This is a genomic window from Paraclostridium benzoelyticum (assembly GCF_001006285.1).
Taxonomy (GTDB): domain Bacteria; phylum Bacillota; class Clostridia; order Peptostreptococcales; family Peptostreptococcaceae; genus Paraclostridium; species Paraclostridium benzoelyticum.
Map to the genome: position 1 here is coordinate 1 of NZ_LBBT01000346.1, position 22725 is coordinate 22725.

The following is a 22725-nucleotide window of genomic DNA, read 5'->3' on the forward strand; positions in this document are numbered from 1 at the left end:
ATTCTAATTTATACTAATTTTCTATAGGTTTTTTTAATGCTGCTAGTGCAAACATACCTACTAAAGATCCTGCTACTATAGCTCCTAAGTAAGCTATAGGATTACCTACAACCGGAACTACGAATATTCCTCCATGAGGTGCTCTAAGTGTTGCATTAAACATCATACTAAGAGCTCCTGCTGTAGCTGATCCTAAAATACAAGCTGGTATAACTTTTAAAGGATCTGCCGCTGCAAATGGTATAGCACCTTCTGTTATAAATGATAATCCCATTACATAATTAACTTTTCCTGATTCTTGTTGCTCTTTTGTAAATCTATTTTTAAAGAAAGTTGTAGCAAGAGCTATTGATAATGGTGGTACCATTCCTCCTGCCATAACCGCTGCCATTATCTCATATTGACCTGATTGAAGTGATGCTACCCCAAACACATAAGCTGCCTTGTTTATAGGTCCACCCATATCTATAGCCATCATTCCACCTAATACTAATCCAAGAACTAACTTTGAACTTGTTCCAAGTCCATTTAAGAAATTAGTTATACCAGCATTTAATGCTGCAACTGGAGGTATTATTACAAAAGTCATTATAATCCCCATTAAAAGTGTTCCAAATAGTGGATATAGTAGTATAGGTTTTATACCATCTAATGAATCTGGTAATACACTAAATAATTTTTTAAGTCCAAGAACTAAATATCCTGCTAAAAATCCTGCAAGTAATGCTCCTAAGAATCCTGACCCACCTGCATTTGCAAGCGCTCCACCAACAAAACCTACAACTAACGCTGGTCTATCAGCTATACTATACGCTATATATCCTGCAAGTACAGGTAACATAAATCCAAAGGCAACATCTCCTATAGATTTAAAGAATGCAGCAATTGGTGTATTTGAGCCAAAGTTTGCTGGATTTATAGAATAATTATCTAATAAGAATGCCAATGCAATTAATATACCACCACTTACAACAAACGGTAACATATTAGATACTCCATTCATTAAGTGCTTATACACTTTTCTAAATGCAGTTTCATCCTCTTTCTCTTCTGACGATTCTATATTTCCTCCATGATTATATATAGGAGCATCTCCATTTACAGCTTTAGTTATTAATTCCTCTGCTTTATGAATTCCATTAGCAACTTTAGTTATTATAACTTTTTTACCATTAAACCTTGCCATATCGACTTTTTTGTCAGCTGCAACTATTATAGCATTTGCATTTTCAATTTCTTCTTTAGTTAAAATATTCTTAGCTCCTGATGATCCGTTAGTTTCTACTTTTATACTAACGCCCATCTTTTCAGCTTGCTTGTTTAAACTTTCTGCTGCCATAAAAGTATGAGCTATACCTGTTGGACATGCTGTAACTGCCAAAATTTGAGGATATTTTGAATTTTCGACATCTTTCTGTTCTAAAACTTCTTCTTTTTCTTCTTCTGGAAATTTTTCTTTTTCTTTATAATCTATTAAATTTAAAAACTCATCTTCATTTTGTGCATTTATTAACTTTGACCTAAATTCTTCATCCATAAGTATCGTAGATAATCTAGATAATACCTCTAAGTGAGTATTATTTGCACCTTCTGGAGCTGCTATCATGAAGAATAAATGGGACAAACTTCCGTCAAAAGATTCGTAGTCTACACCATTTTTACAAACTCCTGCTGCTAAACATGCATTTTTAACTGCTTTCGTTTTAGCATGTGGTATAGCTATTCCTTCTCCAATGCCTGTTGTACTTTGATTTTCACGAGCTATTATAGCATCTTTATACTCTAATCTATCATTTAAATTTCCACTGTTATTTACTAAATTTACTAACTTATCTATTGCATCTTTTTTATCCTTTGCTTTTAAAGCAAGACTTATAGATCTTTTGTCTATTAAATCGACTATTCTCATAAAATTTATCTCCTTTCAACTCTGATTTCATCTATTAATTTGTATATATAATCTTTATTTGCTAAATCATTTGAAAATGCTGTTGCACCTCCACTAGCTGCTCCTAATTGTAGTGCTTTTTCATAAGAATTTGATTCTAAATATCCCGCAATAAACCCTGCTACCATAGAATCTCCTGCTCCTACAGAATTTTTAACTTCTCCATTTGCAACATTACTTACAAAAATCTCTCCATTTTCACTAATTAAAAGTGCACCATCTTTTCCCATAGATACTAATACATTTTTAGCACCCATTTCTTTTAACTTATTTGCATAAACTATTATGTCATCAATATTTTCTAGTCTAACATTAAATAATTCTTCTAGTTCATGATTATTTGGTTTTATTAAAAATGGCTTATGTTTTAAAACATTCATCAATAAATCTTTTGTTGCATCTACTACAATTCTTATATTTTTATTTTCTAATCTCTTCATTATATTTTCATAAAGAGAAGAATCTAATGTGTTTGGTATACTTCCTGCTAAAATTAATACATCGTTTTCCTTAAGCTTGTCTAGCTTTGTATATAATTCATTTAAATCCATATCATTAATTATTGGGCCTTGTCCATTTATTTCTGTTTCATTACTACTTTTTACTTTTACATTTATTCTTGTAAATCCATTTTCTAAATTTATAAAATCTTCTTCTAAACCTTTGTATCTTAAAGTATCTTTTATATATGCTCCTGTAAATCCGCTTACAAATCCTAATGCTTTATTGTTATATCCAAGCTCATTTAATATTAAAGATACATTTATACCTTTACCGCCTGGGTATATATTTTCTTCATTTGTTCTATTTACTGCTCCTGTTTTTAAATCATCTAATTTTATTACATAATCTATAGATGGATTAAGTGTTACTGTGTAAATCATATTATCACCTCGCTAGTGTTATCTTATATACTTATGATAACCTTGAATACATTTTCCTAAAAGACAAAAAATTTCTCTTAATCAAAAGAGAAATTTGTCGAAATAAATATATTTAGTTTTATTTAAACATTGATATAAACTTTTCATATCTCTTAGATTCACATATACTTATTACCTTGGCAATAGAATCTATTCTTTTATATATATTTGAAAATAAGTCTTCATAGTTTAATATGCTTTCTTTTTGAAGAGATAGCATTACAACAAGTCTTACTTGTCCAACTTCCCAATTCATACTACTTTTTAAAATACCTATAGCTATAGCATTTTTAAAAACTTTGCCATGAGCTCCATGAGGTATAGCTACCATATTTCCGATTTCAGTAGTAGCAATTTTTTCTCTTTCTATATAAGAATTTTTCATTTCTTCATCTATATAATTGTTTTCTAATAGCTTATCTGACATATAACTTATTACATCATACTTGTTGTCAAAGTCTAAATCTATAAAAAATAAGTCCTGGCTAAATATATCTGATAAATTAACATTATAATATATATTTCCAGTATCTAAGAACTTTTCAATTATATTTACCTCTTTATCATCTAAAAAAGGTGATATTTTAATCACTGGAATATTTTTAACTTCTACAGGAACTGTAGCTATTATAAAATCTACATCCATAATACCTACATAATGTATTAAATATGATGGAATCACTTTTAAAACTTCAAGTCTTTTTTCAAATTTCGCTTCTAACTTAGCCTTTATAAGCATTGATGTTCCTATACCTGATGCACATACTATTATAGTTTTTAAAACTTTATGATTTTCATTACTTGAGCTTCTTTGAAGTGCCCCTCCAATATGAATAGCTATATTTGCTACTTCACTTTCATCTATCTCTATGTTTAAATCTTCTTCTAATGTAGTTTTAGCTATAGTAGCTAGTTCAAATGCAAATGGATACTTAATTTTAATATCATTAGATATAATGCTTTGATTGTTTATGTTTAAATCATTTTTTATACAAAAACTAATTATATGTTTACATAGATAATCCTTGAAAACTTCATCAGCACTCAAATCAATAGAAGTTGCAAGTTTTAAGTTTCTAATAAACTTATCTATAGAATCTAGCACCTTGTTTTTCGTACTTTCATTATTTTTATTTTTTACCTGCTCTTTGTAATGATTTATGTATTTATCTATATAATCGTTATAATCCATTTGCTTTTCTAAAGATAAATATAAAAGTATGTAATTAAAAATATTATTAAACTCATAATCAGTAAAAATAATACTTTCATTTTCAAGTTTATTTAAAATTTCATTTCGGATTGATATAATATTTAAACTTACAAATTCAATAAAAAAATCTTCAATATGTATATCTTCGTACTTTAAGCTGATTTCTATTATACATCTAATCAAATTATTTTTATCTCCATCAATGCTAATTCCTAATTTATGCTTTGATATTATTATTAGATTATACGTTTTGAGTATTTTTTTAACTTCTTTTAAGTCATTTTTTATAGTTGATAGACTAACATACATTTCATCCGCCAAATTTTCTATTTTTAATGTATCTCTATTATATAATAAAATTATTTTTTTAAGTATGTAGCCAATTCTATCAAAATCATCTCTTATAGATTCATCTTTTATATTTTTTATGCTACTTATATCTCCAACTAAGTTATATCCTACTCCTCTTGATGATTCTATTTTTATATTATCCATTATAGAGTTTATATTTTTTACTTCTAATTGAATTGTCTTTGTTGAACAACCTATATCCTCCGCTAGTGCCTTACTACTTATAGGTTGTTTGCTGTTTTTTAATATATTAATAATTTTACTCTGCCTTTTATTTAAAGTGCTCTTCAATATCATCAACCCTTATCATAATTGTTTATATTACTTCTTAATTTTACTATAAACAACACTTAGCTTTCAATAAATTAAAAAGTGTAGATTTTAAAATAAAATCTACACTTTTTAATTTACATTTTGATATTTTATTAATCTCTATAATTTTGTACAGCAGTATTTGCTACAGACATAGCACTTTCAACAGCACTTAAAGTGTTTTGTAACTCTTGTTTATTTTGTTGTTTCTCAACAGTGCTCATAGCTTGATTTAATTCATCTTTTGCAGATTGTAATTGATTACAAGCACATTGTAATTGTTCTTTAGCATTTTTTTTCATTTTTATTCCTCCTTATGTAATTTATTTGTACTACAATACCTATTATGGTCAATATATCTATTATTATTCTTTCCTACTATATAAACTTTAAGCTTTATAGTTTTAAAATTTTTTTAAAAATGTTATACTACATAAATATTAACTTATAAAAATTAATTTGTAGGAGGATGCATGAAAAAATTAATTGATGAAGCTTCAAATTCTATACGGTATATAATTCCTATTATAATATTTTTCATAGGAGTTATTCTTTACAAAAACTTTGATCACATAATGTCATTTGTAAGTACTAATATTACAATAATATCAGGAGTTTTAACTCCATTTGTAATAGGTTTTTTAATTGCCTATATACTTAATAAACCTATGAGTTATTTACAAAACAAGTTTAAGCTTAATAGAGGTATTAGTGTTACTATAATCTATGGAATTCTATTAGCTTGCTTAGTATTTATATGGTTATATGTTGTTCCTATTATACAAAAAAATATAACTGATTTATATTCATTTATGCCTCACAATATAAATGAAATAGAAGATTTAATTAATTCTATACTTTCAACATTTAAAATAAGTACTAAAAATCCTGAATCAACATTACAAATAAAGGAATTTATTACAAGTTCTGTGATACCTACTGTTACATCAATTGCAGGAGTTCTTAGTCAGACATTACTAGAACTAATAGGGTTAGTTGTAACTTATACAGTAAATATATTCTTAGGAATTGTTATTTCTATTTACTTCTTAATCTCTAAAGAAAAAACAATTCAAATAGTTAATGACCTATGCGAATGTTTATTTGGTAAATTTTATTTAAAAGCAAAAGAATTCGGAAAAATACTTGATAAAAACATAGGTTCTTATATAATTGCTAAGTTTATAGACTCTTTGATATATGGAACGTTTTGTACTGTAATTTTACTATTATTAAAATCTCAGTATCCAGTATTTGTTGGAATAATAATTGGTGTAACAAATATGATCCCATTCTTTGGACCAATTATAGGTACTGTAGTTGCTGTTTTTATAAACTTATTTTTCTCATTTAACAAAGCAATTTTAGTGTTAGTTGTAATGGTAATTGTTCAACAATTAGAAAGCGCTATATTAGAACCTCACTTTGTAGGAAAACAAGTTGGAGTACCACCTGTTCTTACAATATTAGCAGTTACTCTTGCTGGTAATTATACAGGTTTTATCGGAATGATGTTGTCAGTTCCTATAATGGGGGTAATCATAATTTACATTAATAGATATATGGATAATAAAAAAAATTATAAAAAATTTACAAAAACAGACTAGAGTTTAACTCTAGTCTATTTTTGTAAATTAATATTGTAAGATGCCCCAATTTGATTATAACTTTGACTTGAATTACTTATTATAACTGTAGTTTGCTTTGGAACTTGATCAAACAGCCATTGTATATCATTATTATGCATTCTAACACATCCAGCTGATACACTCTTACCTATACTACTTTCATTATTATTTCCGTGTATAGCATAAGTAGTTCCATAAGTACTACCTACTTGAAGTCCTAACCATCTATTTCCTAAAGGATTTCTAGGATCTCCACCTCTTATATTATATTTATAATAAGGTCTGTTTACAATTTTATTTACTATCTTAAATTTTCCTTTTGGTGTAGGAGTTGACTTTTTTCCTGTAGCCACATTAAATTCTTTAACTAAAACACCATCTTTATAATACGCCATAGTATTATTAGATGTTTTTATTATTATAAAATCTTCCTTTGATAGATTTTGATTACTATTTGATTTATTATTATTTGTACTATTTACTTGTAGTAAAAAATCTCCACTGCACCACCCATAACTATTTTTATACTTTATCTTGTACCAAATTCCACATTTATCTATCGTATCAATGATAACTTTTCTTTTTAAGCTTCCTATTTTTTTATAGTTTGTACCTGGCCCACTTCTTATATTTAATGAGCTGGCATTTACCTTCATCTTATTAATTGTATTTTGAGCTATCACATACTTAGCATTTTTTTCATTGGATTTATAGGTATTAGCAGCTACATAGGCAGTGTTTCCAAATACCATAAACATACACACCATAAAAGATACAAATTTTTTTATGACACTCACTTCCTTTAAGTTTTTTCTCCCTATATATCATATAAAATTTACTTTGTAATGGTGTGTTAAAAAATATATCATTTTCGTAATTATTGTTAAACTATCTTTATTTTGGTTATATGCATATAAAAAATCAGTATAAATTTTATATTACAACAAACTTATACTGATTCTTAAGTTATTTAAAATTGTTCTACAACTTCTGATATTTCACTTAAAAGTAAATCTAAGTCATTCATATACTCTCTAAAAACTTTACATTGATACATTATATCTTTTGACAATTTATCGTATTCACTAGATTTAATATTAAATAGTTTCTCTTTTATATATACTAAAAAACTTGATATATAATTTTCCATATATATGTTGTTTTCATTTTTCATAAAATCATCTATACACTTTAAAACTAATGCAAATTGCATTATATTATCTTTAGTAGGATGTTTTAATATATTTTTGCATATTTCTTTTGATTTTTTAATATTGTTTTTTGTTTCATTTAAATAATTCTTTATAGAAAATACTATATCTTCAGTATTTATATTTATATTTTCTCCAATATCCGCTATATTTGCTTTCTTCTCTTTATAATTATAGTTTAATATGTTACTTAATTCCTCATGTTTAGCATAATCTATATTAGCTCCATAGGATGCATTTTTAAATTCTATGTCTTTGTTTAATTGAGTATATAGTTTTAACATATTCTCTAAATTTTCTTTATATAAATTTAGTATGTCACAACTATAAATATCGTCTCCATTTATATCTTTTATGATTATACATTCTTCTTTATTGAAATCATTATCTATTTTATTCTTTGCAACTAATGCATGACTTTTTTCATTTGTATATGCAAAATCTTGGCCTACAAAAATTATAGGATTACATCCTAATAAAAATGCAATATCCGTACAAGTATGTGCTACAGATCCTCCACTCATACATACTATCATGTCTTTTAAATTTTCTATACTATTTAATGCTCCTTGTGACACAACTATTTTTTTACCTGCATATTCTCTAACTAACTTACAATTACTTTTTTCACAGTATATCAAAGGTACCTTTGCGTAAAAACCATATTTCACCATATCATACGTTATATCCTGAGGATCTACTGATACAACAACATCTGGCTCTATGTCATTTTCTAATAATGGTTTTAATGTTCTATTTCCAGCTATTATAAAAAACTTATCTAGCTTATCTTTATTTTTAACCATCACTTCTAAATTTTTATCTAAAGAAGGTCCTGCTGAAACTATGATACACGGAACATTTTTATTTACATTAATGTATGAATCAAATTTATATGAATAATTTATTTCATTTAGATTTGATAATATATTTTCTAACGTTATTTTTTTAAATGTTTCCATTGTGGATAAATAAACACTATATTTATCATATAAATTATCTATCAATATCTTTAATTTAATCCATTCCTCTTCATACAAAACATCATAATTTTCACATATTTGAACATTAAAATTTAAAAAATTTTTACTATTTATTATTTCACTTAATATAAAATCTAAGTTTTCATCATTTATAGATATTAAACTAATATTTTTATCATTTATTTTATCTTTATATTGTTCATATGCTTTATCATTTGGTTCGATTATATAGACCTTATTTTTTTCACAAATGGATTCTTTTAAACATTCTAAATACTCACCTTTATTAAATCCAAACATTATAATAGTCTCGTCAAATCTTATATCTTTTAAATTTTCTTTTAACTCTAATTGTTCACTCTTCAAAACTACCCCCGCTTTTAATTAGTCTTATAGAGGACTATAAACATTAAATACATAATGACAATTCTCTTTTATATTTAATGTATATCCATATCTCCCATATTCATTAGTAAAACAATATCCTAATAAAACTTCTTCGAGTGTTCGTTTGTCTATTTCAATTATTTCTATACACGCATTTTTTATAATATGTTTATCTGAGCTATATACAGTTCCTTCTATAAGATTATAATGATTCTTTTTCAAGAATATATTTAAATTTATGATTTCATTGCTAATTATGCAATTATTGTTTATAACAACTTTAGAGGAACTTAAACTTTCCATTTATTTTTTGTCATCAACTACTATTTTTATTTGTATGCTTTCTTTCCCATTTGTGTCCTCTGCTGTTATTTGATTTTTATCTTTTTCTTCATCATCAACTTTTATCTTAATTATGTCTAATTTATTATATTCTTTTCCATCTATTATTATTTTCCCACTCATTATATAATCCTCCTAGATTTTAATTTAAAGCTAAGGCTAAATGCCTTAGCTTATTTTTAATTATTAGTTTCCTGCTGTAAATGCTTCAAATGCATAAACTTCTGGTGATGTTAATGTTTCTAAAGATATCCCATATTCACCTTGTGCATCTGTAAACACTGTAGCGATTAAGTTACTAGACAATAAACTTATTCCTGTTGATGCTAGTTGGTAAATTCTTACACCTGCATCAACCAATGGAGTTCCACTAGGATTTACTAATTTATTAAATGCTATAAATCTATCCCAGTTAGCTAAAGTAAGCGTTGAAATTTGTGCTGACTTTCCATTATTTGATAATGTTGATGCTGCTGTCATTTTCTTTGTACCTGGTCTATAAGTCGTTGTTTGCGCCATATATAATTGCACTCCTCTAATATATTTTTTAGTCTACCTTTTATAAAGAGACCTGAATCTCTCTAATATATATATGACTAGCAGTTTTAATTTGATACTTTAATATACGTATACATTTAATTTAATGGCTCGAAAACTTCTATTATATATTCTAAATTTTTATAATTATACTGAGTTAGCGCAAAGCAAAATTCGCCAAATTCATTTGTTACTGTATATCCAACTTCTTCTTTTATCCATTTGTTACATTCATCTTGATATCTTATATATATAATAACTACAGCATTATATACAATCTCCCAATCACTATACTTAACATATCCCTTAATTAAATTTCTTACAAACTTTCTTTTCATATTGTCACTCCCTAGCTTAATTCACAGGAGAGTATACCTTAAATACATATCCATAGCATTTATAAACTTGTAATGAAGCACTATAGTCTCCATTTTCATCAGTAAATACAACCCCTAGTATATCTTGCTCTTTATTTCTAAGATTGGTTCTAATTACCTCAACTCCTGCATTTTTAAGGCATCTTCCTTCAGCTGTTTCTACATGTCCTTTAACCAAAAACCTATCACTTTCCTTAAATTTAAAACTCATATTTGCATTCTTACACTTTGCTAATTTTTTACCATCCATTTGTACATTTATAGTTTGATATGCTTTACTCATAACATCACCATCTTTTAATTTTATTCTTTTAACTCTTTTTGTTTAATAGATTTGTTAATTAATTCTAATTTTGGATTACTTTCTAAAACCTCTATAATATCATTCAAGAAAAAATCATGATTATTATTATAAAGTTCACAATAAATTTTATTTATTAATTCAAAATCCTCTTTTGTATCTAATGTTAATCTATACTTAGAATAATTTTTATTGTTTTTATAATGATATATGTTAAATCCATTTTCATACATATATGGAGTTACATGTTCTTTTTCATAATTTTGATTTGCATTTAGATATGTTGTCTTAAGTAAATTAAAAGAAAATATTTCTATATCTAATCCCCTTGGGTAAGTTCTATAAATTTCTTCTCCTGCATTCGTTACCAACTCATAGTCATTGTTAGTATAAAAATTTAGCATTTCATCTAAAACTTTACTATCTATAAGAGGACAATCTGAGGTAATTCTAACAACCACATCTATATTGTATTCTTTAGCACAATTGTAGTACCTACTTAAAACATCATCCTCACTACCTACAAAGTAATTAATTCCTAATTTTTTACATAAATCTATTATTTTTTTATCTTCATTTTTATCAGTAGTTGCTATTACTATATCATTTAAATATTTACTTAACTTAAGTCTTTCATAAACATGTTCTACTACTGTCTTTTCACATATTTTTTTCATAACTTTCCCAGGAAATCTGGTTGATCCAAGTCTTGCTTGAACTATAGCAACAATATTCATGTTTTCACCTCTTATAATAATCCAATACACTATTTAATGCATTTACTACATCCTTTATATCACTTTCATCCATATTTACATGTAATGGTAGTGTTATGCTAGAATTATAAAATGTCTCAGCATTTTCACATATTATATCTTCATATCCTATTTCTTTGTAATAAGGGTGTTTATAAACAGGTATATAGTGAATATTTACACCTATATTTTCAGCTATTAACGCATTGTATATATCATCTCGAGTAGCCTTAAATTTATTCAAATCTAATCGTATAATGTATAAGTGCCTACTTGTGTCACTATAATCTTCTTCTTTTTGAAGTATAATTCCATCTATATCTTTTAATAATTCATTATAAGTATTTACTAATAGTTTTCTTTTTGTTATAAATTTTTCAATTTTATTTAATTGGCTAATTCCCAATGCACTTTGTAAATCTGTAATTCTATAGTTATATCCTAAATAAATTTGTTCATAGTACCACTCTGGATGTTCCTTATTTCTCAAATTTACTTTGCTTTTTGTTATTCCATGTGTTTTATATAACTTTAACTTTTCATATAAAGCCAATGAGTTAGTAGTTACTACTCCACCTTCTCCTGATGTGATAGTCTTTACAGGATGCAAACTAAACGTTGTCATATCTGCGATTGAACCTATTTGTTTATCTAGATATTTGGTTCCTAAAGAATGTGATGCATCTTGAATTACAATTAAATTATTTTCTTTAGCAATCTCCATTATTTTTCCTATATTACAACACTGACCTGTAAAATCTACAGGTAATATAACTTTTGTGTTCTCATTTATATATGATTTTATTTTATTATCATCTATATTATAATTATCTAAATTTATATCACAAAAAACTGGTTTTGCTCCACAGTAAATCATACAATTTGATGATGCCGCAAAGGTAATTGGGGTGGTTATTCCCTCATCACCTTTTTGTAACCCTGCAGCTAGACAAGCAATGTGAAGTGCTGCGGTTCCATTGGATACAGCTACTGCATATTTTGCACCTACATAATCTGCAAACTTTCTTTCAAATTCTTCAACTAATGGTCCTGTTGTTAAAAAATCGCTTTTTAAAGCTTGTATAACGCTCATAATATCTTCATCATCTATATATTGTCTTCCATATTGAAGATATTTTTTTCTAGTAGGTTCTCCACCGTTAATTGCAATCATTATTACTCCTCCTTATGGTTAAATTTTTCAAATTCATCTTTTGTGTATAGATTTAAATCATTTAGTTTTTCTCTTAATTCATCTGTACTTAACCAATCAACATTATTTCCTGAATTATATTCAAATCCGTCCTCTATTAACTTTCCTCCTGGTGTAAAGTGTTTTTCTAGATTCCACCACTCAAAATTAGGATATATTATATAGTGTTTATCATATTCATATGTATTTCTAGAATCATCCTTAGTTATCATTACTTCATGAAGCTTCTCTCCCTCTCTAATACCTATAATTTTAAATTCACAATTATCAAGCATAGCTCTAGCAATATCTGTAACCTTAAACGAAGGTATCTTAGATATATATGTTTCTCCACCTTTACTTTCTTTTAAAGCTTTTAAAACTAAATCAACACCTTCTTCTAAAGATATAAAAAATCTTGTCATTCTTTCATCAGTTATAGGAATTTCTTTTTCATTTTGCTCTATTATATTTTTAAAAAATGGTATTATTGATCCCCTACTTCCTGCTACATTACCATATCTTACAACCGAAAATCTGGTCCTACATTGACCTGAATATGCATTTGCTGATATAAAAAGTTTATCTGAAACTAATTTAGTTCCTCCATATAAATTTATTGGATTGACCGCTTTATCTGTTGATAATGCAATGACTTTACGCACATTATTATCAATTGCTGCATCTATTATATTTTGAGCCCCATATATATTAGTTTTTATTGCTTCAAAAGGATTGTATTCACATGATGGAACTTGCTTCATAGCAGCTGCATGGACTATATAATCAACATCTTTTGTGGCTCTTTTTACCCTATCTTTATCTCTCACATCCCCAATAAAAAATCTTACTTTTGAAATTTGCTCTGGGTATTTATTAAGTAGATATTTTTTAAGTACATCTTGTTTGTACTCATCTCTTGAATATATAATTATTTTTTTTATATCATAGTTAATTAAAACTCTTTCTACGAATTTTTTTCCGAAAGAACCTGTTCCCCCAGTAACTAAAATACTTTTATTTTCTAACATAAACTCCTCCTTAAAGCAAATTTAACTATGTTTTACAATATGCCTACAAACAATTTTAGTGTTCAAATAAATAAAATTTCTTTTAACATTTATACTATTAATCATATGAAAAAATAGTTCTCAATATATTAACTTATAGAGGTGATTTATTTGAACTATGTAGCTATTCGAGCTGGTGGAAATAAAAATCAAGGATTAGGCCATGTTGCAAGATGTATATCCTTAGCTCAAGAACTAACTTTTAATAACTTTAAAGTTTTATTCTTAATTGATGATGATACTTATATAATAGATTTTTTAAATAAACATAACCTTGAATTTAAACCTTTAATAACTAAAGATTTAAATTTAGAAATAAAAGAAACTAAAAAAATAATTAAAGATTTAAACATAGATTTATTAATAACAGATTCTTATAATCTAAATGATTATTATTTTAAAGAAATCAAAAATATAGTTAAATATTTAGTATCAATAGATGATACTAACTTATATGATTATATAAGTGACATAGTTATTAACTACAATATATATGCTCACAATCTAAACTATAAATTTAATAGTGAAACAAAGTATTTGCTTGGATGTAACTATTGTTTATTTAGAAAAGAATTTCAAGAAAATGATTATATATCAATAAATAAAACCTGTAAAAATGTTTTAATTACTATGGGTGGAACTGATGTAAATAACTATACTTATACCATTTTAAAATATCTAGATGAGTTTAATGATATGAATTTCAATGTAGTTGTAAATGAAAAATTTAATAATCTAAATAAACTTAAATCTTTAGCAAGTTACAAATCTAATATAAACTTAATATTTAATCCAAATAATATGAAATCTATAATGATTAAAAATGATATAGCTATATCAGCTTCAGGTAGCACCGCTTATGAGCTTTTATCGCTTTCAATTCCTTCAATATTAATCATACAAGCTGACAATCAAGAACTTATATGTAAGGAGTTATCAAATATTAATACTTGTGTTTATGGAGGTTGGTTTGATGAACTCACTGAGCACAAATTTAATGAAATCTTTACTAAACTAGCAAACAACTATGAATTTAGGAAAAGTATAAGCGATAACTGTAAAGGTGTAGTATGTAAAGCTGGAGTAAAAAATGTAGTGCACGAAATAAAAAAATTATTTAAATAAGGAGTTTTTTATGAACATATTGTTTATGGGTGGACATGAGTTAGGTGCAAAAACACTAGAACATTTAATTAATAATAATGTAAATGTAGTTGGTGTAGTTGTATCTAAAAATGATAATGATTGGTATCGTGGAGTTGATGAAGTTGCAGATAAATTTAATTTAAACCTTTATGAAGAAAAAAATATCAATGACCAAAATTTTTTAAACAAAATAAAATCTTTAAACTTGGACTTAATAGTTTGTGTTAATTTTGATCAAATACTAAAAAAAGATATTATAAATTTACCAACTATAGGTTGTATAAATACACACGCATCTTTACTACCTAAGTATAGAGGGCGTGCCCCTTTAAACTGGGCTATGATTAACGGTGAAGAATACAGTGGAGTTACAGTTCATTTTATAGATGAAGGTATAGACACAGGAGATATAATCTTACAAGAAAAAATAAAAATAGATGAAGATTACTATATATCTGATTTATTAAATAAAGTTAAAAATATTTACCCTAAAATAGTATTAAACTCTATCAGACATTTAGAAAGTAACAACTTAAATTTAATAAAGCCAGATTTATCAAAAGGATTTTATGTAAATAAAAGAACTAAAGACGATGGTAAAATTGACTTTTCAAAGCCTTCAAAAGACATCATGAATTTCATAAAAGCAATTTCAAAACCATATCCTGGAGCATTTTTATATCATAATAATAAAAAAATAATTATTTGGAGAGCTAACTTAGATTATAATACTTTACCTCAGTATGAAAGTTTAGATATAGGAACAGTTGTCTTTAATAACTCCAATTTATTTATAAAACTAAAAGATGCAATATTAATTGCAACAGATTATGAATTTGAATAATAAATCTTAAGGATGTGTATTTATGATTATAGATAATTTTAAAATATCTAATGATTCACCTTGCTACATAATAGGTGAACTATCAGCAAATCATGGTGGTGATATAAATATAGCAAAGCAAAGCATCAAAGCTTTAAAAGAATGTGGAGCTAATGCCGTTAAAATTCAAACATACACACCTGACACGTTAACCATTGATTGTAATAATGATTACTTTAGATTAAATCAAGGTAGCATATGGGATGGGACTACATTATATAAATTGTATCAAAGCGCATACACTCCTTGGGAATGGCAAGAAGAACTTTTTGATTATGCAAATAAAATAGGTATAACATTATTTTCAACTCCATTTGATAAATCATCAGTAGATCTTTTAGAGTCTTTAAATGTTCCAGCATATAAAGTAGCTTCTTTTGAAATTAAAGACATCCCACTTATAGAATACATCTCATCTAAAAATAAACCTATTATATTATCAACTGGAGTGGCTACTAAAAATGATATCTATGAAGCTTTAAATTCATGTAAAAAAATGAATAATACAAATATTGCTTTGCTAAAATGTACATCATCTTATCCAGCAAAATTAGAAGACGCTAACTTAAATACTATGAGTGATATGAAAAATACTTTTAATACAATAGTTGGATTGTCTGATCATAGTGTTGATATAGAGGTTCCTATAACAGCTGTTGCTCTTGGTGCTAAAATAATAGAAAAACACTTTATAATAGATAAAAATATCGGTGGTCCTGATTCTTCATTTTCGCTGGATAAAAACCAATTTAAGCAAATGGTTGAATCTATAAGAAAAGTTGAAAAATGCATAGGAAAAATTTCATACAATAATGAAGATGACTTAAAAAAACATATTAAGTTTTCTAGGTCTTTATTTGTAGTTAAGGATATAAAAAAAGGTGAAATACTAAAAGAAGATAACTTAAGATCTATAAGACCTGGTTACGGTATGCACCCTAAATACTACTATGATATTCTAGGTAAAAAAGTAAATAAAGATATTAAAAGAGGTACTCCTTTAAGTCATAATGACTTAGAATAAAATATTGAATAGCAAAATAATAAGGATATATATAAATTTCATTTCTGAATCTAGAAAAGGTTTTAAATTTATATATATCCTTAAATAATTTACTTTCTATATAACATATCAAGATGAGGGATATCATCTTCTAAATATATATCCGATACCTCTTTAAATCCTAAGCTCTTATAAAACTCTATTAAATACGCTTGAGCTGATATTTTTATTTCAGTTTCATTTAACTCATTTTCTATATACTCTATAGCTTTTAACATAATTTCTTTTGCTAGACCCTTACCTCTATATTCTTTACTTGTTAATACTCTACCGATAGAGACTTCTTCAAAGGAAATTCCTTTTTCTAAAATTCTTACATAAGCTGTGATATTTCCATTTTCTTTAGCAAATAAATGATATGAGTTTTTATCTTTAAAATCTACATCTTGATATGGACACTTTTGTTCTACTACAAATACTTCTATTCTAGCACTTAATATCTCATACAATTCATCTACAGTTAATTCCTCATATTTTTTTAATTTCCATTCCATATAACTGCCTCCTCTACTTGTTTGTATAGTCTCTTTTATTTCCTTTTTTTATATACTCCCAATCTTTTTCTATATTCTTTCTCATTCTTTCTAATAAAGTAAATAGGATATCTACTTCTTCTTCACTAAACCCATTTAATGAATTCTCTGTAGATAATTCCTCTTCACTTTTTAAAATTAAATGTATTTGACTAGCTTTTTCTGATGGATATAACTCATAAGCTCTTTTATCTTTTTCATTATGTCTTTTAATCACATAATCTTTTTCAACTAATTTTTTAATAGCCTTTGCCGTTGTTGTTCTATCTACATTTAATAAGTTAGATAATTCTTCTTGATTAATACCTGGATTTTCACATATTCTTACTAGAAACAAATACTGTCCTTTTTCTAGTCCTACTTCTCTAAACTCTACATCACTTATTGTTTGTAAACATCTTGCAATCTTACCTATTTCTCTAAGAATTAAATAACTCATTTAATTCCTCCTTTTAAGTACTTGAACTTTCACCTATTTTCAATTTACCATAAGATACTTGAACTTTCAAGTATTTATACATAAATAAAGGTAGAACCTTTTAAAGATTCTACCTTTATTTTATATATATATATATGAAATACTAACTTAATGCCTATGCTAATTCTTTATTTTCATTTCTTAATTTTTTAACTTTTCTAGCAAATAATATAGTGAATACTATAGCAACTCCAATACCTATTGCATTAGATACTCCAGCGTGTAATCTAAATCCTTCTGGTGCTTGCATTATATATGCAAATGTTACAGCTGTCATGAATATAGCAGGTATAGTACTTATAAAATGATTTTTATTATGTTTTGCTAAGTATGCTGATCCTGTCCATAACATTATCATGGCTAATGTTTGGTTAGCCCAAGAGAAATATCTCCATATTATGTTGAAATCTATGAAAGTAAGTGCTATACCTATTACAAATAATGGTATAGATATCATAAATCTATTTTTTATACTACTTTGATCTATCTTCATTGCATCTGCTATTGTAAGTCTTGCACTTCTAAATGCTGTATCTCCACTAGTTATAGGACAAACTACAACTCCTAATACTGCAAGAAGTCCTCCTATTGGTCCCATTAAAGTGTTTGATATAACATTTACAACTGTAGCTGGTCCACCTTGAGATAATATAGCATCTAATTGAGGAACTCCTCCAAAGAATGTCATAGCTGCTGCTGCCCATATTAAAGCTATTATACCTTCTGCAACCATTGAACCATAGAATACTCTTCTAGCTTCACTTTCTTTTTCAACACATCTTGCCATCATAGGAGATTGTGTTGCATGGAATCCAGATATTGCTCCACATGCTATTGTTATAAATAAGAATGGGAATAATGGTTGTCCTTGTGGATGTAAATTGTGAAGTGCTATATTTGGTATATCATATCCCTTAAATATTAACCCTCCTGCAACTCCAACAGCCATTATTAAAAGTGCTGCTCCAAATAGTGGATATATCTTTCCTATAACTGCATCTACTGGTAAAACAGTGGCAGCTATATAGTATAATACTATTATAACAACCCATATTTTAGTATCTATTGATGTCAATGTTGTTAAAAGTGCTGCTGGTCCTGTCATAAATACAGTACCAACTAATATTAAAAGCAACACTGTAAATACTCTCATTAAGTTTTTAGTTGAATTTCCTAAGTATTTTCCAACCAGTTCAGAAGCTGAATCACCTTTATTTTTCATTGATAAATACCCAGATAGGAAGTCGTGAACTCCTCCTGCAAATATTGTTCCAAATACTATCCATAAAAATGCCGCTGGTCCAAATAAAGCACCTTGTATTGCTCCAAATATAGGTCCAAGTCCCGCTATATTTAAGAATTGTATAAGAAATATTTTTCTCCATTTCATTGGAATGTAATCTACACCATCTTCAAGTGTAGTTGCTGGCGTTTTGATGCTATCATCAATGCCAAACGTTCTTTCTACAAATTTACCATAAGTATAATACCCAATTATAAGTAACGCTATTGATCCTAAAAAACTTATCACATCAATCGCTCCTTCCCTAAAAGTAAAAAAATAATGTTAAGAATTTTTTTCTTAACATTATTATATATGCCTTCTGTTTTAATTTGTCGATTGATGAGTTAAACGTTATTTTCTATTCATGAAATGCATTTTTTATGTAATGAAATGCATTTCATGAATAAATACCATTATAATTCACTTGAAATTTGTTTAGATAGTTTCTTAGAATTTATTATATTCTCTTTTAATTCTAAAACATCTACTAAAACTAATTGACTAAACTTATCCGCTCTTTTGTTAAAACACTTAATTATATCCTCTTTAGAATTTTCTCTATGCATTAGCTTATCTACGTCATAAACTAGATCCATTACACCTGTATTATTTTTACTAAATCTTCTAAAGTTATTTACTAAAAATCTAATGTCATTCATAAACATTCGTTGATTGTATAAAAAGTCATCAATACTATTTGATAAAAGTGTTAAGTTGTTTGTATCTATTTTTTTATTTATTAAGTTGTTAACAAATAGCATCTCTTTTACATCCTCATCTATTTTTAATTCTAATCTACCTAGTTCATATAATTTTGAAAGTACTTTTTCATTTATCATTATAGATTTTTCAATATCTTTTTTAGTTATATCTCTCATTTTATAAGGTAATATAACTTTATTTGCATATAATGCAATTAAAGTACCTATAACAACAAATACTAGTCTATTTATAGATATCATCTCTAAACTACTCGTCATAGCTGCTGCACCTAATGCAGATATTGTTGTACATATCATTTGATCTTTGTATTTAGTTTGGAAGTTACTAATATATCCAACTGCAAGTATGACTAGTACTCTAGCTGAATCTTCTTTTATTAAGTAAAATAAAATTTCAAAAATTACCAATCCTATTACAGTACCTACAAGTCTATCCTTACCTTTTACCTTACTAGCTTCAAGATAAGGTTGAACTATAGCTGATAAACTAAATACTAACCATTTTCCATATTCAAGATTGAAAATACTAACTATAAAAACACCTATACTTGTAACAATAGCTCCTCTCAATGCAAAAGTAAACTTAAGAGAATCTTTGCTCATATTATTTTTTAAATCATTTACTCTATCTAATAAATCCGTTACAAAATAATTTTCCTTAATTTTATCTATTTTTTTATCCCTAGAGTCTTTTAAATCATAACTTAATAAATCTGCTGCATCTTTAAGTTCATATATTAAATAATAATTTGGTTCTATTTTATCTGTATCTTTAACATATTCACTTAGTTTGTTTATTAATTCGTCTATGCTTAAATTTTCATTTGTAAAATTATCAATTTCTACTAATAAGTTCTTTACTTCATTTAATGTTTTAAAATAACCTTCATTATTATTTCTATCATCTTTAATTTTACCAACTGTTAAATTAATACTTTCTAAAAATCTACTTATAAATAAACTTTGTATAATTTCAATAGGTAAGTTTATATCTTTATCTATTCTTTTATACATATCAGATACTAAGTCTCTTATTCCTATGTATGTTTTTTTGTTTAACTCATTTACAAAATCTAAGTTTTTGTTTTCTAATATACAGTTTATTTCCTCACTTATGTACTCTATAGAACTCTTTATTGTTTTTTTAGATTGTGTTTTAAGTTTATTTTTATTAGCTAGCATTTGAATTGCCATTATTGCTAATCCACAAAATACAAGAGCTCCTACTCTAGTTGGTAACTCTTTTATGTCAACAGGACTGTATAGCATAAATAAATATCCTAATGTAAAGGCCACGTAAGTAGGCTTTTTAGTATTATATGTAAAATTATATAAAACAGTAAATATTAATATAAAAGTTATAATTAATGCTAAAAGTGAATTATTTGCAGCTAGAAAAGCTCCTATACCTAATACAACCTCTAAACATACAAAATACACTGTATTTCTTATTGGGTTTATAGTATAGTCTGTTCCTAGTAATGATAAAGCTGCTGTAATTCCTGCTACTCCAACCAATGTATTTTCATCTCCAAAAACACTTTTAAAACCCACAATTGCTGCTACTATAACTACAAACATTATGGTAGTAGATAAGATTTTTTTCTTCTCCATAATAAATCTCCTTTGATGTTTCTAAAATTTTCTATAGAATAATATACCACTACTTATATACTTTGAAAACACAAAAGGAGTAATTTTATATTACTCCCTTTAAGTTTAAATTTTTAGAATTATAAAATTAGTCTAACCATTTAACTAAACCCGTTTCCATATCGTAATTTGCTCCAGTTACTTTAACTTTTTTCTCATCAATATATTTTTTAACAATTTCATTTTCTTTAATTAAGTTCATGGAGTTCTCAGTATTAAACTTAACTGCATTATTATAAATTTCTTCTTGTGAACCACCTTGCAATTTTGCTTTTTCATAACTTGGTTTAATTTTTTTAACTATAGTTTCTAACTTCCCATTTATATTTTTTTCAGATGCTCCTTTTACAGCTCCACAATTATCATGACCCATAACTACAACTAAAGGTACATCTAACTTGCTTATAGCATATTCAATGCTTCCTAATATAGTATCATCAATTACATTTCCAGCTACCCTAACCACAAATAGTTCTCCTAACCCTGTGTAAAATATATTTTCAGGAACTACCCTTGAATCAGAACAAGTTAAAATAACAGCGTAAGGATTTTGGCCTTCTTCATTAAGTTTTTTTCTTATATCTTTATCAATTATATTTTTATTGTATGTAGCATCTAAATATATTTCATTTCCTTTTTTCAATCTACTTAAAGGATCTTCCTTTGTATCACTATAAGTTTGAATAATATTTTGATTCTCATTACTTAAACTCGTTTTTTCCATCTCTTCAACAAATGTCTTTACGCAAAATAATGCTGCAAGTATAAAAATTGCTAACAATAATTCTTTTTTTTCTTTCATATATATCACCTATAAATATTATTTTTCCAAACTTATTGTTTCCTAAAAATATATATTGATGCGAAAAAATGTTTAATTTAAAACTACTTACTTCTCTGTTTATCAATTATATCATCAACTATAACTGCTAAAGTTAAAACAAATGCTTCATCTTCAAAATCAGTTTCTACATTATAACTATCTGTAAAAGTAAAAACTTCTTTATGAATTCTAGCTATTTTCTCACTTCCTTTATATATTTCATAATTGTGATCAATTATATCCCCTGTTACATTTAAATCCCCATATTTACTTTCTATCTTTATACTATCTCTCATAAACGAAGGCTTTTTATTTACTTCCGCTACAACTTCATTGCCTTCTTTTACTTGATATTTAGCTAATAAAGATATGACAGTCTCTTTAACAGAATATAATGTTTTTTCATCTTTAATAAGATCAAATTGAAGACCCACTGCAAATAATTTATTGTCTACAAAGAACACTTCTTCATTTTCTTCATTTTGTATCCAGAAATCTTCTTTAATTTTAAACAACTTCGATTTCATATAATATTTCATTATTATTCCCCTTTACATTTGGTATTTGTATATATTATTTATTATATAGTTTACTTGTATTCATAATGAT

Annotated in this window: 24 protein-coding genes; 4 read left to right on the forward strand and 20 right to left on the reverse strand. The window is 26.5% G+C overall.

Annotated features, from left to right (window positions below):
- Window positions 1-13: 13 nt before the first annotated feature.
- From VN21_RS16535 to VN21_RS16550, 4 genes are all read right to left on the reverse strand, one after another.
- Window positions 14-1909, reverse strand: coding sequence for a PTS fructose transporter subunit IIABC (locus VN21_RS16535; protein ID WP_046824232.1), 1896 nt, complete (start codon window positions 1907-1909; stop codon window positions 14-16).
- A gap of 5 nt (window positions 1910-1914) precedes the next feature.
- Window positions 1915-2832, reverse strand: coding sequence for a 1-phosphofructokinase (pfkB, locus tag VN21_RS16540; protein ID WP_046824233.1), 918 nt, complete (start codon window positions 2830-2832; stop codon window positions 1915-1917).
- Window positions 2833-2950: 118 nt separating this feature from the next.
- Window positions 2951-4726, reverse strand: a complete 1776-nt coding sequence (locus tag VN21_RS16545) for a BglG family transcription antiterminator (protein ID WP_226896730.1) — start codon at window positions 4724-4726, stop codon at window positions 2951-2953.
- A 134-nt stretch (window positions 4727-4860) separates the two neighbouring features.
- Window positions 4861-5049 (reverse strand): EscE/YscE/SsaE family type III secretion system needle protein co-chaperone, encoded by a 189-nt coding sequence (locus VN21_RS16550; protein WP_046824235.1) that lies wholly within the window; start codon window positions 5047-5049, stop codon window positions 4861-4863.
- A gap of 171 nt (window positions 5050-5220) precedes the next feature.
- Between VN21_RS16550 and VN21_RS18030 the strand changes: the two genes are divergently transcribed.
- On the forward strand, window positions 5221-6354 hold the full coding sequence (locus VN21_RS18030) for an AI-2E family transporter (protein ID WP_052952127.1): 1134 nt from the start codon (window positions 5221-5223) through the stop codon (window positions 6352-6354).
- 14 nt (window positions 6355-6368) lie between these two features.
- On the opposite strand, the gene VN21_RS19310 is transcribed toward VN21_RS18030, so the two are convergent.
- From VN21_RS19310 to pseB, 10 genes are all read right to left on the reverse strand, one after another.
- Window positions 6369-7133, reverse strand: coding sequence for a L,D-transpeptidase family protein (locus VN21_RS19310; RefSeq protein ID WP_161794421.1), 765 nt, complete (start codon window positions 7131-7133; stop codon window positions 6369-6371).
- Between the two features lie 212 nt (window positions 7134-7345).
- Window positions 7346-8935, reverse strand: coding sequence for a motility associated factor glycosyltransferase family protein (locus VN21_RS18035; RefSeq protein WP_052952128.1), 1590 nt, complete (start codon window positions 8933-8935; stop codon window positions 7346-7348).
- 24 nt (window positions 8936-8959) lie between these two features.
- Entirely contained in the window at window positions 8960-9259 is a 300-nt protein-coding gene (locus VN21_RS16570) for a hypothetical protein (RefSeq protein WP_046824236.1), read from the reverse strand.
- Complete coding sequence (locus VN21_RS18785) at window positions 9260-9421, reverse strand: hypothetical protein (RefSeq protein WP_161794422.1); 162 nt, start codon at window positions 9419-9421, stop codon at window positions 9260-9262.
- Between the two features lie 63 nt (window positions 9422-9484).
- A complete protein-coding gene (locus VN21_RS16575) occupies window positions 9485-9817 on the reverse strand; it encodes a peptidase associated/transthyretin-like domain-containing protein (protein WP_046824237.1) in 333 nt (110 codons plus the stop codon).
- A gap of 116 nt (window positions 9818-9933) precedes the next feature.
- Window positions 9934-10173 (reverse strand): hypothetical protein, encoded by a 240-nt coding sequence (locus tag VN21_RS16580; RefSeq protein WP_046824238.1) that lies wholly within the window; start codon window positions 10171-10173, stop codon window positions 9934-9936.
- Between the two features lie 16 nt (window positions 10174-10189).
- A complete protein-coding gene (locus VN21_RS16585) occupies window positions 10190-10495 on the reverse strand; it encodes a hypothetical protein (RefSeq protein WP_046824239.1) in 306 nt (101 codons plus the stop codon).
- A 20-nt stretch (window positions 10496-10515) separates the two neighbouring features.
- Window positions 10516-11250, reverse strand: coding sequence for a cytidylyltransferase domain-containing protein (locus tag VN21_RS16590; protein ID WP_046824240.1), 735 nt, complete (start codon window positions 11248-11250; stop codon window positions 10516-10518).
- Between the two features lie 4 nt (window positions 11251-11254).
- Window positions 11255-12442: a UDP-4-amino-4,6-dideoxy-N-acetyl-beta-L-altrosamine transaminase gene (gene pseC, locus VN21_RS16595; RefSeq protein WP_046824241.1), complete on the reverse strand. Its 1188-nt coding sequence runs from the start codon at window positions 12440-12442 to the stop codon at window positions 11255-11257.
- A 2-nt stretch (window positions 12443-12444) separates the two neighbouring features.
- On the reverse strand, window positions 12445-13491 hold the full coding sequence (pseB, locus tag VN21_RS16600; protein WP_046824242.1) for a UDP-N-acetylglucosamine 4,6-dehydratase (inverting): 1047 nt from the start codon (window positions 13489-13491) through the stop codon (window positions 12445-12447).
- A gap of 150 nt (window positions 13492-13641) precedes the next feature.
- On the opposite strand from pseB, the gene pseG reads away from it, so the two are divergent.
- The 3 genes from pseG to pseI are packed head-to-tail and all read left to right on the forward strand — an operon-like array spanning window position 13642 to window position 16583.
- Window positions 13642-14655, forward strand: a complete 1014-nt coding sequence (pseG, locus tag VN21_RS16605) for a UDP-2,4-diacetamido-2,4,6-trideoxy-beta-L-altropyranose hydrolase (protein WP_046824243.1) — start codon at window positions 13642-13644, stop codon at window positions 14653-14655.
- A gap of 10 nt (window positions 14656-14665) precedes the next feature.
- Window positions 14666-15520 (forward strand): methionyl-tRNA formyltransferase, encoded by an 855-nt coding sequence (locus VN21_RS16610; RefSeq protein WP_052952129.1) that lies wholly within the window; start codon window positions 14666-14668, stop codon window positions 15518-15520.
- A gap of 22 nt (window positions 15521-15542) precedes the next feature.
- The gene (pseI, locus tag VN21_RS16615) at window positions 15543-16583 is read left to right on the forward strand and encodes a pseudaminic acid synthase (protein WP_046824244.1); all 1041 of its coding nucleotides are present in this window, start codon (window positions 15543-15545) and stop codon (window positions 16581-16583) included.
- A gap of 89 nt (window positions 16584-16672) precedes the next feature.
- On the opposite strand, the gene VN21_RS16620 is transcribed toward pseI, so the two are convergent.
- From VN21_RS16620 to VN21_RS16645, 6 genes are all read right to left on the reverse strand, one after another.
- Window positions 16673-17116 (reverse strand): GNAT family N-acetyltransferase, encoded by a 444-nt coding sequence (locus VN21_RS16620; RefSeq protein ID WP_046824245.1) that lies wholly within the window; start codon window positions 17114-17116, stop codon window positions 16673-16675.
- Window positions 17117-17129: 13 nt separating this feature from the next.
- Window positions 17130-17594 (reverse strand): MarR family winged helix-turn-helix transcriptional regulator, encoded by a 465-nt coding sequence (locus tag VN21_RS16625; RefSeq protein ID WP_046824246.1) that lies wholly within the window; start codon window positions 17592-17594, stop codon window positions 17130-17132.
- A gap of 154 nt (window positions 17595-17748) precedes the next feature.
- Window positions 17749-19164 (reverse strand): carbon starvation CstA family protein, encoded by a 1416-nt coding sequence (locus tag VN21_RS16630; protein WP_046824247.1) that lies wholly within the window; start codon window positions 19162-19164, stop codon window positions 17749-17751.
- Between the two features lie 167 nt (window positions 19165-19331).
- A complete protein-coding gene (locus tag VN21_RS16635; protein ID WP_046824248.1) occupies window positions 19332-21254 on the reverse strand; it encodes an FUSC family protein in 1923 nt (640 codons plus the stop codon).
- A 127-nt stretch (window positions 21255-21381) separates the two neighbouring features.
- Window positions 21382-22095: a carbonic anhydrase gene (locus VN21_RS16640; RefSeq protein ID WP_052952130.1), complete on the reverse strand. Its 714-nt coding sequence runs from the start codon at window positions 22093-22095 to the stop codon at window positions 21382-21384.
- An 83-nt stretch (window positions 22096-22178) separates the two neighbouring features.
- Window positions 22179-22655, reverse strand: coding sequence for an LURP-one-related/scramblase family protein (locus tag VN21_RS16645; protein WP_046824249.1), 477 nt, complete (start codon window positions 22653-22655; stop codon window positions 22179-22181).
- Window positions 22656-22725 lie beyond the last annotated feature (70 nt).

What these genes read in the sequence shown, in the direction of transcription:
- VN21_RS16535 (WP_046824232.1), bottom strand. Translation starts at nt 1,909, where the DNA reads ATGAGAATAGTCGATTTAATAGACAAAAGATCTATAAGTCTTGCTTTA.
- pfkB (WP_046824233.1), bottom strand. Translation starts at nt 2,832, where the DNA reads ATGATTTACACAGTAACACTTAATCCATCTATAGATTATGTAATAAAA.
- VN21_RS16550 (WP_046824235.1), bottom strand. Translation starts at nt 5,049, where the DNA reads ATGAAAAAAAATGCTAAAGAACAATTACAATGTGCTTGTAATCAATTA.
- VN21_RS18030 (WP_052952127.1), top strand. Translation starts at nt 5,221, where the DNA reads ATGAAAAAATTAATTGATGAAGCTTCAAATTCTATACGGTATATAATT.
- VN21_RS19310 (WP_161794421.1), bottom strand. Translation starts at nt 7,133, where the DNA reads ATGTTTATGGTATTTGGAAACACTGCCTATGTAGCTGCTAATACCTAT.
- VN21_RS16570 (WP_046824236.1), bottom strand. Translation starts at nt 9,259, where the DNA reads ATGGAAAGTTTAAGTTCCTCTAAAGTTGTTATAAACAATAATTGCATA.
- VN21_RS18785 (WP_161794422.1), bottom strand. Translation starts at nt 9,421, where the DNA reads ATGAGTGGGAAAATAATAATAGATGGAAAAGAATATAATAAATTAGAC.
- VN21_RS16575 (WP_046824237.1), bottom strand. Translation starts at nt 9,817, where the DNA reads ATGGCGCAAACAACGACTTATAGACCAGGTACAAAGAAAATGACAGCA.
- VN21_RS16580 (WP_046824238.1), bottom strand. Translation starts at nt 10,173, where the DNA reads ATGAAAAGAAAGTTTGTAAGAAATTTAATTAAGGGATATGTTAAGTAT.
- VN21_RS16585 (WP_046824239.1), bottom strand. Translation starts at nt 10,495, where the DNA reads ATGAGTAAAGCATATCAAACTATAAATGTACAAATGGATGGTAAAAAA.
- VN21_RS16590 (WP_046824240.1), bottom strand. Translation starts at nt 11,250, where the DNA reads ATGAATATTGTTGCTATAGTTCAAGCAAGACTTGGATCAACCAGATTT.
- pseC (WP_046824241.1), bottom strand. Translation starts at nt 12,442, where the DNA reads ATGATTGCAATTAACGGTGGAGAACCTACTAGAAAAAAATATCTTCAA.
- pseB (WP_046824242.1), bottom strand. Translation starts at nt 13,491, where the DNA reads ATGTTAGAAAATAAAAGTATTTTAGTTACTGGGGGAACAGGTTCTTTC.
- VN21_RS16610 (WP_052952129.1), top strand. Translation starts at nt 14,666, where the DNA reads ATGAACATATTGTTTATGGGTGGACATGAGTTAGGTGCAAAAACACTA.
- pseI (WP_046824244.1), top strand. Translation starts at nt 15,543, where the DNA reads ATGATTATAGATAATTTTAAAATATCTAATGATTCACCTTGCTACATA.
- VN21_RS16620 (WP_046824245.1), bottom strand. Translation starts at nt 17,116, where the DNA reads ATGGAATGGAAATTAAAAAAATATGAGGAATTAACTGTAGATGAATTG.
- VN21_RS16625 (WP_046824246.1), bottom strand. Translation starts at nt 17,594, where the DNA reads ATGAGTTATTTAATTCTTAGAGAAATAGGTAAGATTGCAAGATGTTTA.
- VN21_RS16635 (WP_046824248.1), bottom strand. Translation starts at nt 21,254, where the DNA reads ATGGAGAAGAAAAAAATCTTATCTACTACCATAATGTTTGTAGTTATA.
- VN21_RS16640 (WP_052952130.1), bottom strand. Translation starts at nt 22,095, where the DNA reads ATGAAAGAAAAAAAAGAATTATTGTTAGCAATTTTTATACTTGCAGCA.
- VN21_RS16645 (WP_046824249.1), bottom strand. Translation starts at nt 22,655, where the DNA reads ATGAAATATTATATGAAATCGAAGTTGTTTAAAATTAAAGAAGATTTC.